Origin of the sequence: Streptomyces sp. NPDC093111 (assembly GCF_040683955.1) — a bacterium.
Lineage (GTDB): Bacteria > Actinomycetota > Actinomycetes > Streptomycetales > Streptomycetaceae > Streptomyces.
The window spans coordinates 105,547-126,596 of record NZ_JBFBNW010000012.1 but is presented as its reverse complement, the minus strand read 5'-3'; the positions used below and the strand labels follow the sequence as shown (position 1 = coordinate 126,596).

At 71.8% G+C, this 21,050-nt stretch carries 18 protein-coding genes; 11 read left to right on the top strand and 7 right to left on the bottom strand.

Annotated features, from left to right (window positions below):
* Positions 1 to 5: 5 nt before the first annotated feature.
* The 4 genes from AB0Q96_RS22120 to AB0Q96_RS22105 all read right to left on the bottom strand — a co-directional run bounded on the left by AB0Q96_RS22120 (position 6) and on the right by AB0Q96_RS22105 (position 4,654).
* A complete protein-coding gene (locus AB0Q96_RS22120; protein WP_365327939.1) occupies positions 6 to 1,379 on the bottom strand; it encodes a sensor histidine kinase in 1,374 nt (457 codons plus the stop codon).
* A gap of 159 nt (positions 1,380 to 1,538) precedes the next feature.
* Complete coding sequence (locus tag AB0Q96_RS22115) at positions 1,539 to 2,405, bottom strand: DUF4429 domain-containing protein (RefSeq protein WP_365327938.1); 867 nt, start codon at positions 2,403 to 2,405, stop codon at positions 1,539 to 1,541.
* A gap of 76 nt (positions 2,406 to 2,481) precedes the next feature.
* Positions 2,482 to 3,693, bottom strand: a complete 1,212-nt coding sequence (locus AB0Q96_RS22110; RefSeq protein WP_365327936.1) for an alpha/beta hydrolase — start codon at positions 3,691 to 3,693, stop codon at positions 2,482 to 2,484.
* Between the two features lie 331 nt (positions 3,694 to 4,024).
* The gene (locus AB0Q96_RS22105; protein ID WP_365327934.1) at positions 4,025 to 4,654 is read right to left on the bottom strand and encodes a TetR family transcriptional regulator; all 630 of its coding nucleotides are present in this window, start codon (positions 4,652 to 4,654) and stop codon (positions 4,025 to 4,027) included.
* A gap of 127 nt (positions 4,655 to 4,781) precedes the next feature.
* Here AB0Q96_RS22105 and AB0Q96_RS22100 point away from each other — a divergent pair, with 127 nt between their 5' ends.
* Together AB0Q96_RS22100 and AB0Q96_RS22095 are read left to right on the top strand one after the other, a co-directional pair.
* Positions 4,782 to 6,416, top strand: coding sequence for an MFS transporter (locus tag AB0Q96_RS22100; RefSeq protein WP_365327932.1), 1,635 nt, complete (start codon positions 4,782 to 4,784; stop codon positions 6,414 to 6,416).
* A gap of 164 nt (positions 6,417 to 6,580) precedes the next feature.
* Positions 6,581 to 7,024 (top strand): peptidase inhibitor family I36 protein, encoded by a 444-nt coding sequence (locus AB0Q96_RS22095; protein WP_365327930.1) that lies wholly within the window; start codon positions 6,581 to 6,583, stop codon positions 7,022 to 7,024.
* Here the strand turns inward: AB0Q96_RS22095 and AB0Q96_RS22090 are convergent.
* Both AB0Q96_RS22090 and aceE read right to left on the bottom strand, forming a co-directional pair.
* The gene (locus AB0Q96_RS22090) at positions 7,005 to 7,760 is read right to left on the bottom strand and encodes a potassium channel family protein (RefSeq protein WP_365327928.1); all 756 of its coding nucleotides are present in this window, start codon (positions 7,758 to 7,760) and stop codon (positions 7,005 to 7,007) included. The genes AB0Q96_RS22095 and AB0Q96_RS22090 overlap by 20 nt on opposite strands.
* A gap of 89 nt (positions 7,761 to 7,849) precedes the next feature.
* On the bottom strand, positions 7,850 to 10,582 hold the full coding sequence (gene aceE / locus AB0Q96_RS22085) for a pyruvate dehydrogenase (acetyl-transferring), homodimeric type (protein ID WP_365327926.1): 2,733 nt from the start codon (positions 10,580 to 10,582) through the stop codon (positions 7,850 to 7,852).
* A gap of 413 nt (positions 10,583 to 10,995) precedes the next feature.
* Between aceE and AB0Q96_RS22080 the strand changes: the two genes are divergently transcribed.
* The 6 genes from AB0Q96_RS22080 (at position 10,996) to AB0Q96_RS22055 (ending at position 15,433) form a co-directional block, all read left to right on the top strand.
* Positions 10,996 to 11,418, top strand: a complete 423-nt coding sequence (locus AB0Q96_RS22080; protein ID WP_365327924.1) for a DUF3052 domain-containing protein — start codon at positions 10,996 to 10,998, stop codon at positions 11,416 to 11,418.
* Between the two features lie 131 nt (positions 11,419 to 11,549).
* Positions 11,550 to 12,020, top strand: a complete 471-nt coding sequence (locus tag AB0Q96_RS22075) for a peroxiredoxin (RefSeq protein WP_365327922.1) — start codon at positions 11,550 to 11,552, stop codon at positions 12,018 to 12,020.
* 139 nt (positions 12,021 to 12,159) lie between these two features.
* On the top strand, positions 12,160 to 12,735 hold the full coding sequence (locus AB0Q96_RS22070; RefSeq protein WP_365327920.1) for a TerD family protein: 576 nt from the start codon (positions 12,160 to 12,162) through the stop codon (positions 12,733 to 12,735).
* Between the two features lie 108 nt (positions 12,736 to 12,843).
* Complete coding sequence (locus AB0Q96_RS22065; protein ID WP_365327918.1) at positions 12,844 to 13,419, top strand: TerD family protein; 576 nt, start codon at positions 12,844 to 12,846, stop codon at positions 13,417 to 13,419.
* A gap of 29 nt (positions 13,420 to 13,448) precedes the next feature.
* Complete coding sequence (locus AB0Q96_RS22060; RefSeq protein WP_365327916.1) at positions 13,449 to 14,597, top strand: DUF475 domain-containing protein; 1,149 nt, start codon at positions 13,449 to 13,451, stop codon at positions 14,595 to 14,597.
* A 101-nt stretch (positions 14,598 to 14,698) separates the two neighbouring features.
* Positions 14,699 to 15,433 (top strand): Tellurium resistance, encoded by a 735-nt coding sequence (locus AB0Q96_RS22055; protein WP_365327914.1) that lies wholly within the window; start codon positions 14,699 to 14,701, stop codon positions 15,431 to 15,433.
* 30 nt (positions 15,434 to 15,463) lie between these two features.
* Here AB0Q96_RS22055 and AB0Q96_RS22050 read toward each other — a convergent pair whose 3' ends face one another.
* Positions 15,464 to 16,318, bottom strand: coding sequence for a TerD family protein (locus tag AB0Q96_RS22050; RefSeq protein ID WP_365328320.1), 855 nt, complete (start codon positions 16,316 to 16,318; stop codon positions 15,464 to 15,466).
* 154 nt (positions 16,319 to 16,472) lie between these two features.
* On the opposite strand from AB0Q96_RS22050, the gene AB0Q96_RS22045 reads away from it, so the two are divergent.
* Genes AB0Q96_RS22045 through AB0Q96_RS22035 form a run of 3 tightly spaced genes read left to right on the top strand, consistent with a single transcriptional unit; the run spans position 16,473 to position 21,024 of the window.
* The gene (locus tag AB0Q96_RS22045; RefSeq protein ID WP_365327911.1) at positions 16,473 to 17,648 is read left to right on the top strand and encodes an HpcH/HpaI aldolase/citrate lyase family protein; all 1,176 of its coding nucleotides are present in this window, start codon (positions 16,473 to 16,475) and stop codon (positions 17,646 to 17,648) included.
* Positions 17,649 to 17,668: 20 nt separating this feature from the next.
* Entirely contained in the window at positions 17,669 to 20,137 is a 2,469-nt protein-coding gene (locus tag AB0Q96_RS22040) for a phosphoribosyltransferase (RefSeq protein ID WP_365327909.1), read from the top strand.
* Positions 20,134 to 21,024, top strand: a complete 891-nt coding sequence (locus AB0Q96_RS22035) for an HAD family hydrolase (protein WP_365327907.1) — start codon at positions 20,134 to 20,136, stop codon at positions 21,022 to 21,024. Before AB0Q96_RS22040 ends, AB0Q96_RS22035 begins: the two co-directional genes overlap by 4 nt.
* Positions 21,025 to 21,050 lie beyond the last annotated feature (26 nt).

Genomic DNA, 21,050 nt, shown 5'->3' with positions numbered 1-21,050 from the left:
CTTCCTCAGCAGTCGGTCGGTCCCAGCGGCAGCCGGGCGGCGACCCGGAAGCCCCCGTCCGGCAGCGGCCCGGTGTCGAGCGAGCCGCCGGTCAACCGTACGCGCTCCCGCATCCCGACCAGCCCGTGCCCGGTCCCGGAACCGCGCTCCACGGGCGAACCCTTCTCCGCGGCGGGCCCGTTGACGACCAGGACGTTCAGCCAGCCCTCGCCGTCGGGACGGACGGACACCCGGGTGGCGGCGCCCGGCGCGTGCCGGACGACGTTGGCGAGGGCCTCCTGCACGATCCGGTACGCCGACAGGTCCACCGCCTGCGGGACGCCGTCCAGACCGGCCGCCAGGGACAGCTCGGCCGGCACCCCGGCCCGTACCGTCGCCTCGACCAGCTGCTGCACCCGGTCGAGCCCCGGCTGCGGCGCCCGTTCGCCCTCGGCGCCCTCGCTGCGCAGCACCACGAGCAGCCGCCGCATCTCCGCGAGCGACTCGCGGGCGCCGGCCGCGATCGAGGCGAACTCCTCGCGGGCCGCGTCCGGCAGTTCGGGGATGCGGTACGGGGCGGAGTCGGCCTGCACGGTGATCACCGACATGTGGTGGGCGACCACGTCGTGCAGCTCGCGGGCGATCCTGGCGCGCTCCTCCAGGAGGGTGCGGCGGGCGCGTTCGGCCTCGCTGATGGTCTCCTGCTCGACGAGCCGCCGCTCGGCGTCGCCGCGGCCCCGCAGGGTCGCGGTGATCAGCAGCACGGCGCCGCTGAGCACGAAGAGGAGCAGGGTGATGCCGCCGGCCCGGTGCGGGGAGAAGATCTCGAAGACGGTCGCGGCGGCCCCGGTCATCAGCCACACGCCGAGGAGGGCGCGCCGGGACTCGCGCAGGCCGAGCGCCAGCATGAGCGCGAGGTAGCCGACCACGACCATCGGCGTCCACGGCCAGGGCCGCCCGTCGACCCCGTCGGCGGCGAGCAGCACGAAGCCGCCGAGGACGTCCGCGGAGAAGATCACCCACCAGGCCTGGAGGGGCCGGGTGACGGCGAGCAGCAGGGGCGCGGTCTGCGCGGTGGCGAGCGCCCCGGCGACGGCGCCGTTGACCTGGTAGTCCTGGACGAGCACGGTGACGGTGACCGGGAGCAGCGCGGCGACGAACGCCAGCGCGACCCCGTACGGGAGCAGCCGCACCCAGGGCGAGGACGCCCGGGCGAGCAGCGCCTCCCCGTCGGCGGACGGCGTGGCGAGCGCGACTCCGAAGCTGCGGACCAGCCCGTTCGCCCGGGCCCCGACGGCACGGAGCGGCCCGGCGGCCCGGGCCCCGACGCTCTGGAGCCGCCCGCGCACACGGACGGCGGTCTGGGAGAGGCGCTCTCGGCGCCGCGGTTCATCCTTCATGGCCCGCCCAGGGTAGGCAGGCGGGGTGGGAGCGGACGTCATACCGGGGGGTGGGGTGCGGGGTCATACCGGGGTACGGGGTCGGGCCCGTACTACGGGGGCGCGCCCCGCCTCCGTACCCCGGGGGGCGCGCCCCGTCCCCGTACCTCGCGCCCGTCCCTACAGCTCGGCCAGCAGCTCGGCTTTCCTGGAGGAGAACTCCTCGTCGGTCACGAGGCCCGCCCGGTGCAGCTCGCCGAGGTGCCGAATCCTTTCCGCAACTCCCGCCGGGTCGTAGGGCGCGGAGGCGCCCGGGAAGGCGGGGACGCGGCCGGAGCCGCGGATCGCGGCGAGCACGGCGGCGGCGAAGGGCAGGGACTCGTGCACCGGCCCGTAGCGGTGCCCGAAGACCACCGCGGCGGGGTCCAGGTCCGGGTGGGGCGGCCGGGCCGACGCGGCGACCGCCCCGCGCGGCAGCAGCCGCAGGCAGCCGTCGGGGGACTCGGGCGAGCGCCACTCGACCCCGCTCAGCTCCCGTACCGGGAAGATCCGGTCACCCGCCCGCCACTTCTCCGAGGACGCCCCGGTCCGCGACCAGCGGAAGGCGACCTCGCCGGACCCGTCGAAGCTGGCCTTCCCGTCGTACGCCTTGAAGGACTGCGGGCCCTCCGGCGCCGCGACGAGGAAGCCGTCCGTCGGCTCCGCCGCGTCCCGGGGGAGCACCGCGAGCAGCTCCTCGCGGTAGTACGCGGCCTGCGCCTCGCGGTCGACGGGCAGCACGAGCCGGTAGGGGTCGCCCCCTTCCTTCAGCTGCCCCGCCGCCGCCTCGACCAGCGGATCGGCCCCGGGTCTCGGCACGGCGTGCAGCACCACGGTGCCCCGCTTGCCCGGGGCGAGCGTCACGGACGCCAACGCCTCGTGCGGGATGCGCCGTTCGCGCAGCGCGCCGAAGAGTCTCGGCGTACGGATCCCCCGTTCGAAACGGATGACGATGGCGTCGCTCTCGAACTGCCAGGTGGCATGAATTCCGGCCAGCACATCACCCATACGCCTCATCGTATGCGGCGTATGCCCCGGCGTCGCCCCTGTGGGAACGCCCGAAATCCGCCGTGATCTACGCGCGTCAGGCGGCTTCGGCACCGGAGATTCCCCGGCGGCAAGCGCTGTCGGCGGCGGCGCAGGTCAGGTCGTCGTAGGCGCCGACACCTATCGCGGCGAAGTTCCGCAGGCTCCCGGTGCCGGGCTCGAAGTATCCGGCGTGGCCGCTGGCCCCGGCCGCCGAGAGCAGCCGCGCGCCGAACTCCGGGGCGACCGGGTCGGCGCCGTGGCCGACCCCGCCGAGCTCCACGTGCGGGACGTCGGCGATCCAGTCGCCCGCGTCCCGCATCGCCCAGATGCGGGCCGGGGTCGCGAGGTCGGCGGCGTGCTCGGCGCGCATGCCGGGACTGCCGGCGACCACGACGTCCGTCACCCGGGCGGGCAGCCGGGAGGCGGCGACCCCGCACAGGACGGAGCCGTAGCTGTGGCAGAACAGGCTGACCCGGGCGTCGCCGGGCAGCGCGGCGGTCAGGTCGACGAGCCGTACGGCGCCGTTCTCGGCGAGCCGCCCGATGGCCGCTTCGATCCCGACGCCGACGGGCGCGGTGTAGTCGGCCCAGGCGATGACGGCGGTCCGGGCGCGCGGGTCGGCGCGGTGCTCGGCGGCGTACAGGGAGGTGGCCATGCCGGCGGGGGCCGAGTACATCCGGGCGGTCTTCTGGAAGGTGAGCAGGTTGGTGTCGACGCCCGGCACGATCACCGACACCCGCCGGGCCCGGTCCAGGTCGCCGAGGACCTCGGCGGTCCGGCCCGAGCCGGTCGGGTCGAAGGCGAGGATCTGGCGGCCGGGGTGCATCAGCGACCGGAAGCGGTCCACGCGGCGGCGGGCCTCGTGCAGTCCTTCGGCGTTGAGCCGCGGGTCGTCGACCCGGCTCCGCTCGGCGTCGAGGGTGTGGGCGAGGGCGATCCGGTTCGCGCGGTAGCGGAGGGTGACCGGGACGCCGTTGAGGTTGCCGACGACGAGCGGGTAGCGGTCGGCGAGGCGGGTCCGCTGTGCGGGGGACAGGGAGGCGAAGAAGGCGGCGACGGTACGGGCCGGGGCCGCGGCGTCCGGCAGCGGGCGCTGCCCGATCCGTCCGTGGGCCCAGGCGGCGAGCGCGGTCGCGCGGGTCTCCCCTGGCGTGCTCTGATCCCGGATCGTGGTCCACCCGGTGGTCGCCAGGAACACGAACACCACGGCCAGCGCGAGCATCATGCGCCAGACGGAGAGGGTGGGGGAGGAGTCGAAAGGTGGCATTGCGAGCCACCCTAGGGGGCGCGGTCGTACGCCCGGGCGGGCGAGTGACGCGGATCACCTGGCGGACGGCGCGCGGTGACGTTCCGTGCGCGGGGGCGCACGCGGAGCTTGCGCGGGGGTGGGGCGGGTTGAGGGCGTGGGGGGGGGCGGGTGGAGGGCGTGCGGGCGGGGTGGAGGGCGTGCGGGCGGGGTGGAGGGCGTGCGGGCGGGGTGGAGGGCGTGCGGGCGGGGTGGAGGGCGTACGGGCGGGGTGGCTGCCCGCCTGCCCGCCTGGCCGCGTGCCGGCGCGGGCGGGTGCGGGCGGGTGCGGGCGGGTGCGCCCCGGGTCCGTTCAGGTCCTCCAGTCCGGCGCGAGCGCCGGGCCCAGGTGGTCCAGGTAGTGCTCGGTGAGCGCGCGGATCGCCTCCAGGGTCGGCTCGCCGCTCCGTCCCCACAGCTGGCCGGTCACCCGCATCACGCCGCTGAACGCCGCCACGGCGATCCGCGGGCGGGGGTCCGCGTCCACGTCGAGGCCCTCGCGTTCGGCGATCACCCGGGCGATGGACTCCTCCATCTCCGTGGAGCGGCGCAGGTGGACCGCGAGCAGTGCGGGCGTGGACTCGATGACCTGGAAGCTGCGGACGTACAGCTCGACGGGGACGACCTCGGCGATGGCCTCGCCGATGGTGTCCCAGGCGCTCAGGACCGCGTTGCGCATCGCGTCGAACGGGCCCTCCTCGGGGGGCCGTTCGGTCAGCGCGCGCATGAAGCGCTCCTCGACCATCTGCTGGACGGCGAAGGCCGCGTCCTCCTTGGAGGCGAAGTAGCGGAAGAAGGTGCGCTGCGAGACCTCGACCGCGTCGGCGATCTCGTCGACGGTGGTCCCCTCGTACCCCTGGGTGGTGAAGAGCTCGAGGGCGACCCGGATCAACGCGTCGCGGGTGCGCTGCTTCTTCCGCTCACGCAGACCGGGAATCGTCACCACCCGGCTCCCTTCCCCGTCTCGATTCGGCCACTTCGTCCAGCTCAGCGTACCTGTGAGCAACATGACAGTTACCGTCGCGTGAACTCATTAGTCAATTGTCAGTGACTGACATTAGCCTCGCCGCATGACTAGTCAGACCACCGTGGAAAAGACCCCGAAGGGCCAGGGGGGTGGCCGGCAGCCCGACGCGACTCCGGCCCCGGCTCAGGCGAAGGGGCTCCGCGGTCATCCGTGGTTGACGCTGTTCGCCGTGGCCGTGGGCGTCATGATGGTGGCGCTCGACGGCACCATCGTCGCCATCGCCAACCCCGCCATCAAGGACGACCTCCAGGCCTCGCTCGCCGAGGTCCAGTGGATCACCAACGGCTACCTGCTCGCGCTGGCCGTCGCCCTGGTCACCGCCGGCAAGCTGGGCGACCGCTTCGGGCACCGCCAGACCTTCATCATCGGCATCGCGGGCTTCGCGGCCTCCTCCGGCGCGATCGGCCTGTCGAGCTCGATCGGCCTCGTCGTCGCCTTCCGCGTCCTCCAGGGCCTCTTCGGCGCCCTGCTGATGCCGGCCGCGCTCGGCCTGCTGCGCGCGACCTTCCCGGCCGAGAAGCTCAACATGGCCATCGGCATCTGGGGCATGGTCATCGGCGCCTCGACCGCGGGCGGCCCGATCGTCGGCGGTCTGCTCGTCGAGCACGTCAGCTGGCAGTCCGTCTTCTTCATCAACGTGCCGGTCGGCGTCCTCGCGCTCGTCCTCGGCCTGGTGATCCTCAAGGACCACCGCGCCGAGAACGCCCCGCGCTCCTTCGACGTCCTCGGCATCCTGCTGCTCTCCGGCGCCATGGCCTCCCTCATCTGGGGCATCATCAAGGCCGGTGAGTCCTGGGGCTGGTCGAGCGGCAAGACCTGGGGCTGCCTGATCGGCGCGCTGCTGCTCTTCGGCGTCTTCGCCTTCTGGGAGACCCGCGTCAAGGAGCCGCTCATCCCGCTGGCGATGTTCCGCTCCGTGCCGCTCTCGGCCGGTGTGGTGCTGATGGTCCTGATGGCCTTCGCCTTCATGGGCGGCCTGTTCTTCGTCACCTTCTACCTCCAGGGCGTGAAGGGGCTCAGCCCGGTCGACAGCGGCATGCACCTGCTCCCGCTGACCGGCATGATGATCGTCTCCTCGCCGCTGGCCGGCGCGCTGATCACCAAGTTCGGCCCGCGCGTCCCGCTGGTCGGCGGCATGGTCTGCACCGCGATCGCGATGTTCGGCATGATCACCCTCACCTCCGGCACGGGCACCCTGGCGATGTCCCTCTGGTTCGGCCTGCTCGGCCTGGGCCTGGCCCCGGTGATGGTCGGCGCCACCGAGGTCATCGTCGGCAACGCGCCGCTGGAGCTGTCCGGCGTGGCCGGCGGTCTGCAGCAGGCCGCCATGCAGGTCGGCGGCGCCCTCGGCACCGCGGTCCTGGGCGCGGTCATGTCCTCCAAGGTCTCCAGCGCCTTCGCGGAGAACTGGAAGGGCGCCGGCATCCCGACGCCGCCGGACCCGCGCCTGGAGCAGGCCGCCGAGTTCGGCATGGTGCCGCCCGGCCTGGAGCAGGCGCCGGGCATGACGCCCGAGATCGCCGGGACCATCGGCAAGGTCATCCACGACACGTTCATGGACGGCATGGGGCTCGCCTTCACCGTCGCCGGTGTCGTGGCCGTCGTCGCCGCCCTGGTCGCCACGCTCACCAAGCGCGGCGCCAACGCGGAGGCGGGTGCGGGCGCGGCCCACATCTGATCCCGAGCCGGACCCGGGAGAGTCCTGGGCCGCCCCGGCCGCCCTGAGCTCCCCTAGGGGGTCGTCACCCGTTCGCGTGAACGGGGGCGGCCCCTCTTCCGTTCGGGGGGTCCGTTCCGCCATGCTCTCGATTACAGAGAGTGACGAAACGGGGGTTCACCTGCATGTATACGAAGACGATTCTCGCTGCCGGAGTCCTGCTGACGGCCCTGGCGGCCCTGCCCGCCGAGGCCGCCGCGCCGGGCGTCACGCCGGGTGTCGCGCCGGGCGCCGCGCCGGGCTTCACGCCGGGAGCCGCGCCGGGCGCCGCACCGGCCGGCGCCGCCCTCGGCCCCTGCGGATCCGGCCAGCTGTGCCTGTGGCCCAAGCCCGACTTCAAGGGCAGGTCCCAGACTCACGAGTTGGCCTCGGTCGACATCGAAAGCTGTGTCGCCCTGCCACCGGGGACGACCGCCCAGGCCCTCGCCAACCGGACCGGACGGCCGGTCACCACCTACCAGTCCGCGGTCTGCGCGGAGACCGGCGAGTTCGAGACCTACCCGGGCCGGGGGACCTGGGTCCCCCAGACGCCCTACCAGGTCCGGGCCTTCAAGATCTGGGAGCGGTAGGCGCCGGGACGTCCGGGGTGCCGGGCGGCGGGACCGAGAGGCGCGCGACCTCGGCCCGCAGCTCCCGCACCTCGACGGTCAGCGCCTCCAGGAGCTCCAGCTGCCGGCGCTCCGTCTCGTCGTCCCGCTCGAAGCGGGCGATGAACCAGGCGGCGATGTTGGCCGTCACCACACCGAGCAGAGCGATGCCCGACAGCATCAGACCCACCGCCAGCACCCGGCCCAGGCCCGTGGTCGGGGCGTGATCGCCGTAGCCGACGGTGGTCATCGTGGTGAAGGACCACCAGACCGCGTCCCCCAGCGTCTTGATGTTGCCGTTCGGCGCGTCCCGCTCCACGTGGAGCACGGCCAGCGAGCCGAACATCATCAGCCCGACCACCGCGCCCGCCACATAGGTGGTGAGCGTTATCTGCGGGGCCATCCGGGCCCGCCGGCCCACCAGGAGGAGCGTCGACACCACCCGCAGCAGCCGCAGCGGCTGCACCATCGGCAGTATCACCGCGAGCAGGTCCAGCGGATGTCCCCGCACGAACGCCCACTTGGCCGGGGCGAGCGCGAGACGCACCAGATAGTCCAGGGCGAACGCGGCCCACACCGCCCACTCCACATGGGTGCACAGCCGGTGCACCCACGGGTCGGCGCCGGGCGCCACGATCGGCACGGCGTACGCCACGCCGAACGCCACGGCCAGCACCAGCAGCGGCGTCTGGGTGCGTGCTTCCCAGCGGTCCTTCATGACGGGTGATCCTTCATGCCCGGCATCGTAAGGAACGCGGAAGGGCGGCGGGACCGCCCGGTCCCACCGCCCTCACCAGCGCATACGTGTTACGCGTCGCCGCCCGCCGCGCCCGGGTCCGCCGCCGCCACGTCGAGCAGCTGGTAGCGGTCCACGGCCTGCTTCAGGGCCGAGCGGTCGATCTTGCCGTCACGGGCCAGCTCGGTGAGGACCGCCAGCACGATCGACTGGGCGTCGATGTGGAAGAAGCGACGGGCCGCGCCCCGCGTGTCCGCGAAGCCGAAGCCGTCCGCGCCCAGCGAGGTGTAACGGCCCGGCACCCAGCGGGAGATCTGGTCCGGCACCGAGCGCATCCAGTCCGAGACCGCCACGAACGGGCCCTGGGACGACTGGAGCTTGCGGGTCACGTACGGGACGCGCTGCTCCTCGTCCGGGTGGAGCAGGTTGTGCTCCTCGACGGCCACGGCCTCGCGGCGCAGCTCGTTCCAGGACGTGGCCGACCAGACGTCGGCGCGCACGTTCCACTCCTCGGCGAGGATCCGCTGGGCCTCCAGGGCCCACGGCACGCTGACGCCGGAGGCCATGATCTGCGCGGGGATCGCCCCGGCCTCGCCGGCCCGGTAGCGGTGGATGCCCTTGAGGATGCCCTCGGCGTCCACGTTCTCGGGCTCGGCCGGGTGCTGGATCGGCTCGTTGTAGACCGTCAGGTAGTAGAAGACGTCCTCGGCCTCGGGGCCGTACATCCGCCGCAGACCGTCCTGCACGATGTGCGCGATCTCGAAGCCGAAGGCCGGGTCGTACGCGACACAGCCCGGGTTGGTCGAGGCCAGCAGGTGCGAGTGGCCGTCGGCGTGCTGGAGGCCCTCACCGGTCAGCGTGGTGCGGCCGGCCGTGGCGCCCAGCACGAAGCCGCGCGCGAGCTGGTCGGCCATCTGCCAGAACTGGTCGCCGGTGCGCTGGAAACCGAACATCGAGTAGAAGACGTAGACCGGGATGAGCGGCTCGCCGTGCGTCGCGTACGCCGAGCCGGCGGCGATCAGCGAGGCCGTGCAGCCGGCCTCCGAGATGCCGTCGTGCAGCATCTGGCCGGTCGGGGACTCCTTGTAGGCGAGGAGCAGGTCGCGGTCCACGGCCTCGTACTGCTGCCCGAGCGGGTTGTAGATCTTGGCGCTCGGGAAGAACGAGTCCATGCCGAAGGTGCGGTACTCGTCCGGCGCGATCAGCACGAAGCGCCTGCCGATCTCCTTGTCCCGCATCAGGTCCTTGAGCAGCCGGACGAAGGCCATGGTGGTGGCGATCGACTGCTGGCCGGAGCCCTTCTTCACCGCGGCGTAGGTCTTCTCCTCCGGGAGCGCCAGCGGCTTGGCGCGCACCACCCGCGTCGGGACGTACCCGCCGAGCGCCTTGCGGCGGTCGTGCATGTACTGGATCTCCTCGGAGTTCCGGCCCGGGTGGTAGTACGGCGGCAGGCCGTCCTCCAGCTGCCGGTCCGTGACCGGGATGTGCAGCCGGTCGCGGAAGCGCTTGAGGTCGTCGACCGTCAGCTTCTTCATCTGGTGGGTGGCGTTGCGGCCCTCGAAGTTGGGGCCCAGCGTCCAGCCCTTGACCGTCTTGGCCAGGATCACCGTCGGCTGGCCCTTGTGGGCCTTGGCCGCGGAGAACGCGGCGAAGATCTTCTTGTGGTCGTGACCGCCGCGGCCCAGGTGCAGGATCTGGTCGTCGGTCATGTTCTCGACCATGGCCCGCAGCCGCTGGTCGTCGCCGAAGAAGTGGTCGCGGATGTACGCGCCGGTCTCGGTCGCGTACGTCTGGTACTGCCCGTCCGGCGTGGTGTTCATCCGGTTCACCAGCACGCCGTCGCGGTCCTGCGCGAGCAGCGGGTCCCAGGAACGGTCCCAGACCAGCTTGATGACGTTCCAGCCGGCACCGCGGAAGACCGACTCCAGCTCCTGGATGACCTTGCCGTTGCCGCGCACCGGGCCGTCGAGGCGCTGCAGGTTGCAGTTGACGACGAAGGTGAGGTTGTCCAGGTTCTCGCGGGCCGCGATGGTCAGCTGGCCGAGCGACTCCGGCTCGTCCATCTCGCCGTCGCCGAGGAAGGCCCACACGTGCGACTTGGAGGTGTCGGCGATCCCGCGCGCCTCCATGTAGCGGTTCATCCGGGCCTGGTAGATCGCGCCGAGCGGGCCGAGGCCCATCGAGACGGTCGGGAACTCCCAGAAGTCCGGCATCAGCCGCGGGTGCGGGTACGAGGACAGCCCGTTCGGGAACTTCGACTTCTCCTGGCGGAAGGCGTCGAGCTGGGTCTCGCTCAGCCGGTCCAGCAGGAAGGCGCGGGCGTAGATGCCGGGGGAGGCGTGGCCCTGGAAGAAGATCTGGTCGCCGCCGTCACCCTCGTCCTTGCCCCGGAAGAAGTGGTTGAAGCCGACGTCGTACAGCGAGGCGGAGGAGGCGAAGGTCGCGATGTGGCCGCCGACGCCGATGCCGGGGCGCTGGGCGCGCGAGACCATGACGGCCGCGTTCCACCGGGTGGCGTTGAGGACCTTGCGCTCGATCTCCTCGTTGCCCGGGAAGAAGGGCTCGTCCCTGGTCGCGATCGTGTTGACGTAGTCCGTGCTGCGCATCTCGGGCACCGCGACCCGCTTCTCGCGCGCCCGCTCGATCAGCCGCAGCATCAGGTAGCGGGCCCGCTCCCGGCCCCGCTCGTCGACGGCGGCGTCAAGGGAGTCGAGCCATTCCTGGGTCTCTTCGGGATCGAAATCCGGGACCTGGCTGGGAAGGCCGCCAATGATGATCGGGTTGCGATCGGATGCGGAAGCCACGCTGTTCCTTCGCTGGTCGGTGGAGCCCACGGGGAGGGACCCGCGGAGGCCGGGATGACCATCGTGTACCCCGCCGACGGCAAACGTCATCTTTACCGTGGGGTAACCCTCCCGAGGTGCCTTGTTCGGTCAAATCGCAACCTTACGCCCATCCCGCGCATGCGTTTCGTCAGCGCGTTCGGCAGACTGAAGCCGCAGAGTCCCGTATTCCGGGGCGAAGCGTGCATGCCTCGTCACGGAGCGCGACGGGCGCTCGCCGGAAGTTGCGGCGAGACGGCCCCAAACGTCACCGTTTCGGCGGTCTCCGTGGCCGGGTACTTGCGCGATCCGCCCCGGCCCGTGTGGACTACGGCCAGCGCCGCGCGCACGCGCGCGGCCGAAGCATTTTTCCGAAGACGATCAGGAGGCAAGCCGTGAGCGCGACCGCGGACCACGCGGAGGAGCGGACCAACCCGGCAGCGAGGCTGGGGTTCGAGCCCGGACAGGTGGTCCAGGAGATCGGCTACGACGACGACGTAGACCACGATCTCCGAGAAGGCATCGAATCCCTCATCGCCCAGGAACTCGTGGACGAGGACTACGACGACGTCGCCGACGTCGTGCTGCTGTGGTTCCGTGACGAGGACGGTGATCTCACCGACGCCCTGGTGGATGCCATCGGTCTTCTGGAGGAGGGCGGCCAGATCTGGCTGCTCACCCCGAAGACGGGCCGCGACGGCTACATCGAGCCGAGCGACATCAACGATGCCGCGCAGACCGCCGGTCTCTCCCAGACCAAGAGCATCAGCGTCGCCAAGGACTGGACGGGCACCCGCCTGGGCACTCCCAAGCGCTGATTCCTCGATCGCTGCACGGAGCCCCCGCCGGTCACGACCGGCGGGGGCTCTGCGCGTACCGGCCGCCCATTAGGGTGGGTTTCACCGGATCGGCCCAAGGCTGGGCCGCCGGGCGAAGGGATGCGTACGCGATGGCGATCGAGATCGGCGCCCAGGCCCCGGACTTCGAGCTGAGGGACAACCACGGGCGGACCGTGCGGCTCTCCGCGCTCTTCGGGGACTCCCCGGACAGCCGGAACGTGGTGCTGTTCTTCTATCCGTTCGCCTTCACCGGCGTGTGCACCGGCGAGCTGCGCGAGCTCCGCGACCACCTGGGCGCCTTCGTCAACGACGACACCCAGCTGCTCGCGGTCTCCAACGACTCCATCCACACCCTGCGCGTCTTCGGCGAGCAGGAGGAGCTGGAGTTCCCGCTGCTCTCCGACTTCTGGCCGCACGGCGCGGTCTCCCGCGCCTACGGCGTGTTCGACGAGGACAAGGGCTGCGCGGTGCGCGGCACCTTCGTCATCGACCGGACGGGAACGGTCCGCTGGTCGGTCGTCAACGCCCTCCCCGACGCCCGTGACCTCGACACCTACATCAAGGCGCTCGCGGCCCTCTGAGCGTCCGGCCGGGGGCTACCGGTCCAACACTCGGGCGAAACGTCTGTTTGTGCGGGGAACCCGTCACTAGGATCCAGACGTTGATCCGATGCCAACGCACGACTGGGGGCACGACCCCTGGAAAACAATGGAGGGACTCGTGGGAGTCAGCCTCAGCAAGGGCGGCAACGTCTCGCTGACCAAGGAGGCCCCTGGCCTGACCGCCGTCACGGTCGGTCTGGGCTGGGACGTCCGCACCACCACCGGTACGGACTTCGACCTCGACGCCAGCGCCATCCTGGTGAACGCGGAGGGCAAGGTCCGCAACGACCAGGACTTCGTGTTCTTCAACAACCTGAAGAGCGCCGACGGATCCGTCGAGCACACCGGTGACAACACCACCGGCGAGGGCGAGGGTGACGACGAGCAGGTCAAGGTCGACCTGGCCAACGTCCCGGCGGACGTCGCCAAGATCGTCTTCCCGGTCTCGATCTACGACGCCGACAACCGGCAGCAGTCCTTCGGCCAGGTCCGCAACGCGTTCATCCGCGTCGTGAACCAGGCCGGCGGCGCCGAGATCGCGCGGTACGACCTCTCCGAGGACGCCTCGACCGAGACCGCCATGGTCTTCGGCGAGCTGTACCGCAACGGTGCGGAGTGGAAGTTCCGCGCCGTCGGCCAGGGGTACGCCTCGGGTCTGCGCGGCATCGCGCAGGACTTCGGCGTCAACGTCTGACCGACGCCCTCGCATCCGTCCGGCGCCGCACCCCTCGTGCGGCGCCGGACGTGCCTGAAGCGCCTGTAGTGCCTGAACAGCAGTCATCACCGGGGAGGAACCACCGTCATGGGCGTCACGCTCGCCAAGGGAGGCAATGTCTCCCTCTCCAAGGCCGCACCCAACCTCACCCGGGTCCTGGTGGGTCTCGGCTGGGACGCGCGCTCGACCACCGGAGCCCCCTTCGACCTCGACGCCAGCGCGCTGCTGTGCCAGTCGGGCCGGGTGCTCGGTGACGAGTACTTCGTCTTCTACAACAACCTCACGAGCCCCGAAGGCTCCGTCGAACACACCGGCGACAACCTCACCGGTGAGGGTGAGGGCGACGACGAGTCGCTCATCGTGGACCTCACCAAGGTCCCGGCCCACTGCGACAAGATCATCTTCCCCGTCTCGATCCACGAGGCCGACAACCGCGGCCAGTCGTTCGGCCAGGTGGCGAACGCGTTCATCCGCGTCGTGAACCAGACCGACGGTCAGGAACTCGCCCGTTACGACCTCTCCGAGGACGCGTCCACGGAGACCGCGATGATCTTCGGCGAGCTCTACCGGTACAACGGCGAATGGAAGTTCAGGGCGGTGGGGCAGGGGTACGCGTCCGGTCTCCGGGGCATCGCTCTAGACTTCGGGGTCAACGTTTCGTAAAGCCGCGTTATTACACGATGAGGTAGACAGTGGTTCTGAAAACCTTCGGGTGGTCGTTCGCGATCACTGTGCTCGGCCTGGCCGCGGCCGTGATCTACGGGGGGTGGGAGGCGTTCGGGGTCGTCGCGATCCTCTGCGTCCTCGAGATCTCGCTGTCCTTCGACAACGCGGTGGTCAACGCCGGAATCCTGAAGAAGATGAATGCCTTCTGGCAGAAGATCTTCCTCACGATCGGTGTGCTCATCGCCGTCTTCGGCATGCGGCTGGTCTTTCCTGTCGTCATCGTCGCCATCAGCGCCAAGATCGGCCCCATCGAGGCCGTCGACCTCGCGCTGAACGACGCCGACCGGTACCAGGAACTGGTCACCGACGCACACCCGTCGATCGCCGCCTTCGGTGGCATGTTCCTTCTGATGATCTTCCTCGACTTCATCTTCGAGGACCGTGACATCCAGTGGCTGCGCTGGATCGAGCGCCCGCTGGCCAAGCTCGGCAAGGTCGACATGCTGTCGGTCTGCATCGCCCTGATCATCCTGCTGATCACCTCGATGACCTTCGCGACCCAGGCCCACCAGCACGGCGGCGCGCACGTCGACAAGGCCCAGACGGTGCTGATCTCCGGCATCGCCGGCCTCATCACGTACCTGATCGTCGGCGGTCTCTCCGGCTACTTCGAGAACAAGCTGGAGGAGGAAGAGGAGCGCGAGCACGAGGCCGAGGAAGCGGCCAAGCGCAGCGGCAAGAAGGTTTCCGCGGTCCAGCTCGCCGGCAAGGCCGCCTTCTTCATGTTCCTCTACCTGGAGGTCCTCGACGCCTCCTTCTCGTTCGACGGCGTCATCGGCGCCTTCGCCATCACCAACGACATCGTCCTGATGGCCCTCGGCCTCGGCGTCGGCGCCATGTACGTGCGTTCGCTGACCGTCTACCTGGTCCGCCAGGGCACCCTGGACGACTACGTCTACCTGGAGCACGGCGCCCACTACGCGATCGGCGCGCTGGCCGTGGTCCTCATGATCACCATCCAGTACGAGATCCCCGAGATCGTCACCGGCGGCATCGGCGTCGCCCTCATCGGCTGGTCCTTCTGGTCCTCCGTGCGGCGCAACAAGGCCCTCGCGGCGGCCGGCGGGAACTCCGATTCCTCGGACGACAAGACCGGGGTGCCGTCGGGGGTGTGACACCCCCGACAATGAGGAACGCTTCACTGCGGGGCGGCCGGTGCACCCGGCCGCCCCGCGGCGTGTGTCAGGGGTGGGCGACGAGTGGGGGGTGAAGGCGCATGGCCTTCTGGGACAACCTGTTTCCGGGCCGGGTGGACGAGTTCGCGTCGGGCACCGGCTCGCACGCGGTCGACCTGACCAGACGCCGCCCCACGATCTCCCTCAGCAAACAGGGCGCCGCCACCGGCAACCTCCGGGTCAACCTCTCCTGGCGCATGCGCACCTCCGACATCGGAGACCGCCCCCGCCAGTCCGGCAGCCTGCTGCGCCACCCCTTACGCCTCTTCAAGCCCGAGGAGGTCCAGGCGCACACCCAGGGCGTCGTCAACGTCGACCTCGACCTCGGCTGCCTCTACGAGATGGCCGACGGCAGCAAGGGCGTGGTGCAGCCGCTCGGCGGCTTCATGGGGGAACTGAACGAACCGCCGTACGTGCGGCTGAGCGGCGACGACCGCTTCGGGGCGCCCTCCGGCGAGACGATCTTCGTCAACCTCGACCACGTGGACGAGATCAAGCGCCTGCTCTTCTTCGTCTACATCTACGACCAGACGCCGGCCTTCGACCGCACCCACGCCACCGTCACGCTCTACCCGAGCAACGGCCCGCGGATCGAGATCGAACTGGACGAGCACGCCCCGCAGGCCCGCTCCTGCGCGGTCTTCAGCGTCGAGAACGTCAAGGGCGAGCTGACCGTCCGCCGCGAGGTGCGGTTCGTGTACGGCTTCCAGGCCGAGCTGGACCGGCTGTACGGCTGGGGCCTCCAGTGGGGCCGCGGCTACAAGTCGAAGACCTGACGCCCGTCCGGCCCACCGGGCCCGCCGCGGTCACCGGACGAACTGCGGCCCCATCGGAGGCATCCGGAACTCGCGCACCGGCTGCGGATAGCCGTACGCCGGCGCCGCCGGAACGGGGGCCGGCACCGGTGCCGTCGCCGGGAGCGGCGGAGCGGCCGGCTGCGGCGGCACGACCGGCACCGGCGGCGGGCTCACCGGGCCCGCCGGGGCCCGCACCGCCTCCACCGGCTGCACCATCGTCGCGTCGAGGTCGTGCCCGGCCGCCGCAGCGTCCCGCGGCCCGCCGTCCTCGGCCCCGGAGGCCCCCACGGCCCCCGCCTCGACGGAATCGTCGACCGAGACCCCGAAGTCCGTCGCGAGGCCCACCAGGCCGGTCGGATAGCCCTGCCCGACCGCCCGGAACTTCCAGCCGTCCCCGCGCCGGTACAGCTCGCCGCAGATGATCGCGGTCTCCTCGCCGGTCTCCGCCGACACGTCGAAGACCGCCAGCGGGTCCCGGTCCCCGGCGCCCGCCGCCCCGTCGTACAGCAGGATCCGCAGGTCGGAGACCGAACGGAAGGTGTCACCGTCCGATGAGGCCGCGAGCACCACCCGGTCGACCGACGGGTCGAGGACGCCCAGGTCGGCCTCCACGGTGTCCGTGAGGCCCTCCGGCACCCGTTTCTTGTGGGGCAGCCTGCGCACCAGCCCCGACGGATGCCGGAGCTGGTTGTAGAAGATGAAGTCCTCGTCGGACCGCACGCGCCCGTCCACGCCGAGCAGCAGCGCCGAGGCGTCCACGTCGGGCACCCCGGGGCCCGGAGTCCAGCGGAGCACGGCCCGTACGGCCGCGGTGTCGAGAGGGACGTTGGAGCCCTTCAGCATCGCGTGCGTCATGACCGTCATCATTCCTGCCCGGGCACCTTCCGGACAACGCGGGGGGCCGGATGCGGACGAGTTACCTGAACTTCACGCACGTGGGGAACTACGGACACCCTCACCTACGTACTATTACCGGCCACATCTCATCAGGGCTTCCCGGGCCAGTCAGGGGAGATACATGCGTCATTTCGGGCACATCCCGGCCGCAACGCGGACCAGGCTGTTCCACCAGGAGCCGGCCGCGTTCACGGCCGACTCCGCCGCGCGCACGCTCGCCGTGGCCCTGGGAGCCACGCTCTACAGCCCGGCCACCCGGCCGCGGCTCGCCGACGACGTGCGCAAACAGGTCACGCGGGGAGTGGCCTCCATGGTGCTCTGCCTGGAGGACTCCATCAGCGACGCCGAGGTGGAGGCGGGCGAGGCCAACCTCGTCCGGCAGTTCGCGGACCTCGCGGCCGGCAGCGGCCCGGACGGCGCCGACGTCCCCCTGCTCTTCATCCGGGTCCGGGAACCCGGACAGATCACCGATCTCGTCGACCGCCTCGGCGACACGGTCCGGCTGCTGTCCGGATTCGTACTCCCCAAATTCACCGAGGCCCGGGGCCGCGCCTTCCTCGAAGCGCTCGCCGTCGCCGAGCGGAACTGCGGCCGGCGGCTCTTCGCCATGCCCGTCCTGGAGTCCCCCGAGCTCCTCCACCTGGAGACCCGGGCCGAGACCCTGGCCGGCATCGCCTCGATCACCGGCAAGTACCGCGACCGCGTCCTCGCCCTGCGCCTCGGCGTCACCGACTTCTGCTCCCACTACGGCCTGCGCCGCTCGCCCGACATGACCGCGTACGACGTCAAACTGGTCGCCGACGTCATCGCCGACGTCGTCAACGTCCTCGGCCGCTCCGACGGCACCGGCTTCACCATCACCGGCCCCGTCTGGGAGTACTTCCGGCCCGGCGAGCGCATGTTCAAGCCGCAGCTCCGCCGCAGCCCCTTCCTGGAGGGCCGCGCCGAGGACCTGCGGACCGCGCTCATCGAGCACGACCTCGACGGGCTGCTGCGCGAGATCGAACTCGACCGCGCCAACGGCCTGCTCGGCAAGACCTGCATCCACCCCACCCACGTGCCCCCGGTGCACGCCCTCTCCGTGGTCACCCACGAGGAGTTCAGCGACGCCCAGGACATCCTGCGGCCGGAACGCGACGGTGGCGGGGTGCTCCGCTCCGCGTACACGAACAAGATGAACGAGGTGAAGCCGCACCGCGCGTGGGCCGAACGGACCCTGCTGCGCGCCGAGGTCTTCGGTGTCGCGCGCGAGGACGTCGGCTTCGTGGAGCTGCTCACCGCCGGCCTGGCCGGCTGACGGAAGGCTGAAGAACTCCGATGGAAACGGTGTGGTCGGGAACCTGGGTCGCCGAGCGACTGGGCGTCGGACTGATCGGCGACGCGAAGCTGCCGGACCTGCTGGGCCTCGCCCTGCGCCGCAACCCCAAGCGGGCGCATCTGCTGGTCTCCAACGTGCTCGGCAAGCACGTCCCGCAGCGCCCCTCGGTCGTCCGGGACGCCGGGCACGACCTGGGCGTACGGGTACGGGCGCTGCTCGGCGACGAGGAGGCGGCGCGGGCCGTCGTCCTCGGGTACGCCGAGACCGCCACCGGCCTGGGCCACAGCGTCGCCGACGGCCTCGCCCTCGCCCCGTACCTGCACTCCACCCGGCGCCCCGTCGACGGGGTCGCCACCGCGGGCGGCTTCGAGGAGTCCCACTCCCACGCCACCTCCCACCTGCTGCTCCCCGAGGACCCCGAGCTGCTCGCCGGCGACGGCCCGCTGGTCCTCGTCGACGACGAGTTCTCCACCGGCAACACCGTCCTCAACACCATCCGTGACCTGCACGAACGCCACCCGCGCGACCACTACGTGGTCGTCGCGCTCGTCGACATGCGCACCCCCGCCGACCGCGCCCGGCTCACCGACTTCGCCGACACCCTCGGCGCTCGCGTCGACCTGATCACCCTCGCCGCGGGCACCGTGGAACTGCCGGACGGCGTCCTCGCCAAGGGCCAGGAACTCGTCGCCCGCCACGAGGCCGCCGCCCCCGCCGTACCCGCCCCCCGCCCCCCGCGCGGCGGACCCGCGCCCCGGACCCGGCGGATCGCCCTCGACTGGCCGGCCGGCCTGCCCGACGGCGGCCGGCACGGCTTCACCCCCGACCACCGGGAGCGCCTGGAGGCGGCCCTGCCGGGGATGGCGGCACGGATCGCTCAGGCGCTGGGGGAGGGCGCCCAGGACGGTCCGGGCGTCTCCTCCCGCGCCCCCCGTGTGCTCGTCCTCGGCTTCGAGGAGCTGATGTACGCCCCGCTGCGCCTGGCCGGCGAGCTGGAGCGGACCGGCGCCGCCGAGGTGCGCTACTCGACCACCACCCGCTCGCCCGTCCTCGCCGTCGACGACCCCGGCTACGCCATAAGGACCCGGCTGGTCTTCCCGGCGCACGACCGGCCCGCCGACGGCCCCGGCGAGCGGTACGCGTACAACGTGGCCGGCGGCGGCTTCGACGCGGTCGTCGCCGTCGTCGACTCGGCCGCCGACACCCCGGAGCTGCACGCGCCGGACGGACTCCTCGCCCAGCTCGCGGCCCACATACCCCGGGTCGTCCTGGCCGTCGTCCCCTCGTACACCCCCCAGGTCACCGAAGCTCCCGAAAGGAGCTCCATGCTGCCCGAGCCCCTCCGCGGCCCCGCCTTCTCCTCGTACGCCCCCGAAGAGGTCGGCTGGCTGCTCCAGGACCTCTCGGACGTCGAACTGGAGGCACCGACCGAGGAGCGGGAGGAGGCCATCCAGAGCGGCGGCGCGCACTACGCCGAGTCGCTGCCGGTCGAGTACCAGCCCAGCGAGCGGTACCAGGAGCTGTTCCAGGCCGCCCTGGACGGCTCCGCCACCCGGATCGCCCGGGCCGTCGGCACCGTCACCGAGACCGTCCTCGCCGAGCGCGGCAAGCAGGCCGTCCTGGTCTCCCTCGCCCGGGCCGGCACCCCCGTCGGCGTCCTGATGCGCCGCTGGGCCCAGCACCGGCACGGCCTGGAGCTCCCGCACTACGCCGTCTCCATCGTGCGCGGCCGGGGCATCGACGCCAACGCGCTGCGCTGGCTCGCCGCCCACCACGACCCGGCCGACGTCGTCTTCGTCGACGGCTGGACCGGGAAGGGTGCCATCACGCGCGAACTCGCCGAGGCGCTCAAGGAGTTCGACGGCTTCGACCCGGAGGTGGCGGTCCTCGCCGACCCCGGCTCCTGCGTCCGCACCTACGGCACCCGCGAGGACTTCCTCATCCCCTCCGCCTGCCTCAACTCCACCGTCTCCGGCCTGATCTCGCGCACGGTCCTGCGCCCCGACCTGGTCGGCCCGCACGACTTCCACGGCGCCAAGTTCTACCGCGACCTGACCGGCGCGGACGTCTCCGGCGCCTTCCTCGACGCCGTCGCCGCCCGCTTCGACGAGGTCGCCGCCGACGTCGACGAGGAGGTCGCCAAGCTGCTCGTCACCGACCGCACCCCCACCTGGGAGGGCTGGAGCGCCGTCGAGCGGATCAGCGAGGAGTACGGCATCCACGACGTCAACCTGGTCAAGCCCGGCGTCGGCGAGACCACCCGGGTGCTGCTGCGCCGGGTCCCCTGGAAGATCCTGGCCAAGCGGGGCGCGGGCGCCGACCTGGCCCACGTACGGCTGCTCGCCGAGCAGCGGGGCGTACCGGTCGAGGAGGTCGACGACCTGCCGTACAGCTGCGTCGGACTGATCCACCCCCGGTACACGCGCGGGGCGACCGGCGCCGACGGCACGGCGGTGGTGTCCCGGTGAACGCGATCCCGAAGCCCGCCGGGGCCACGCCCCCGCCCACGCCCACCGTCCTGGTCGCCAGCGACCTCGACCGCACGCTCATCTACTCCACGGCCGCGCTCTCCCTCGGCATGCCCGACGCCCAGGCGCCCCGGCTGCTGTGCGTGGAGGTCCACGAGTCCAAGCCGCTCTCGTACCTGACCGAGAACGCCGCCGACGAACTGCGCGCGCTGGCCGCCGAGACGGTCTTCGTCCCGACCACCACCCGCACCCGCAAGCAGTACCAGCGCATCCGGCTGCCCGGCGACACCCAGCCGACGTACGCGATCTGCGCCAACGGCGGGCACCTCCTCGTCGACGGCGTCTCCGACCCCGACTGGCACGGCGAGGTGCTCCGCCGGGTCGCCGAGTCCTGCGCCCCGCTGGCCGAGGTCCGCGCCTACTTCACGGCCACCACCGACCTGTCCTGGGTGCGCAAGCACCGCGTCGCCGAGGACCTGTTCGCCTACCTCGTCGTCGAACGGGAGCGGCTGCCCGAGGAGTGGCTCGCGCGCTTCACCGAGTGGGCGGGCGAGCGCGGCTGGACGGTCTCGCTCCAGGGCCGCAAGGTGTACGCCGTGCCCCGGCCGCTCACCAAGAGCGCCGCCGTCCGCGAGGTCGCCCGCCGCACCGGCGCCACCCTCACGCTCGGCGCCGGCGACTCCCTCCTCGACGCCGACCTCCTGCTCGACGCCGACCGGGGATGGCGCCCGGGCCACGGCGAACTCGCCGACGCCGACTGGACGGCGCCGCACGTGGAGGCCCTGGCCGAGCGGGGCGTGGCGGCGGGCGAGGAGATCCTGCGCCGCTTCCGGGCCGCGGCCCGCGCGCACACCGCGCCCCGCCTCAACGGCGCGCCCGCCGTCTGAACGGCTGAAGGCCGGGCGAGGCGAGC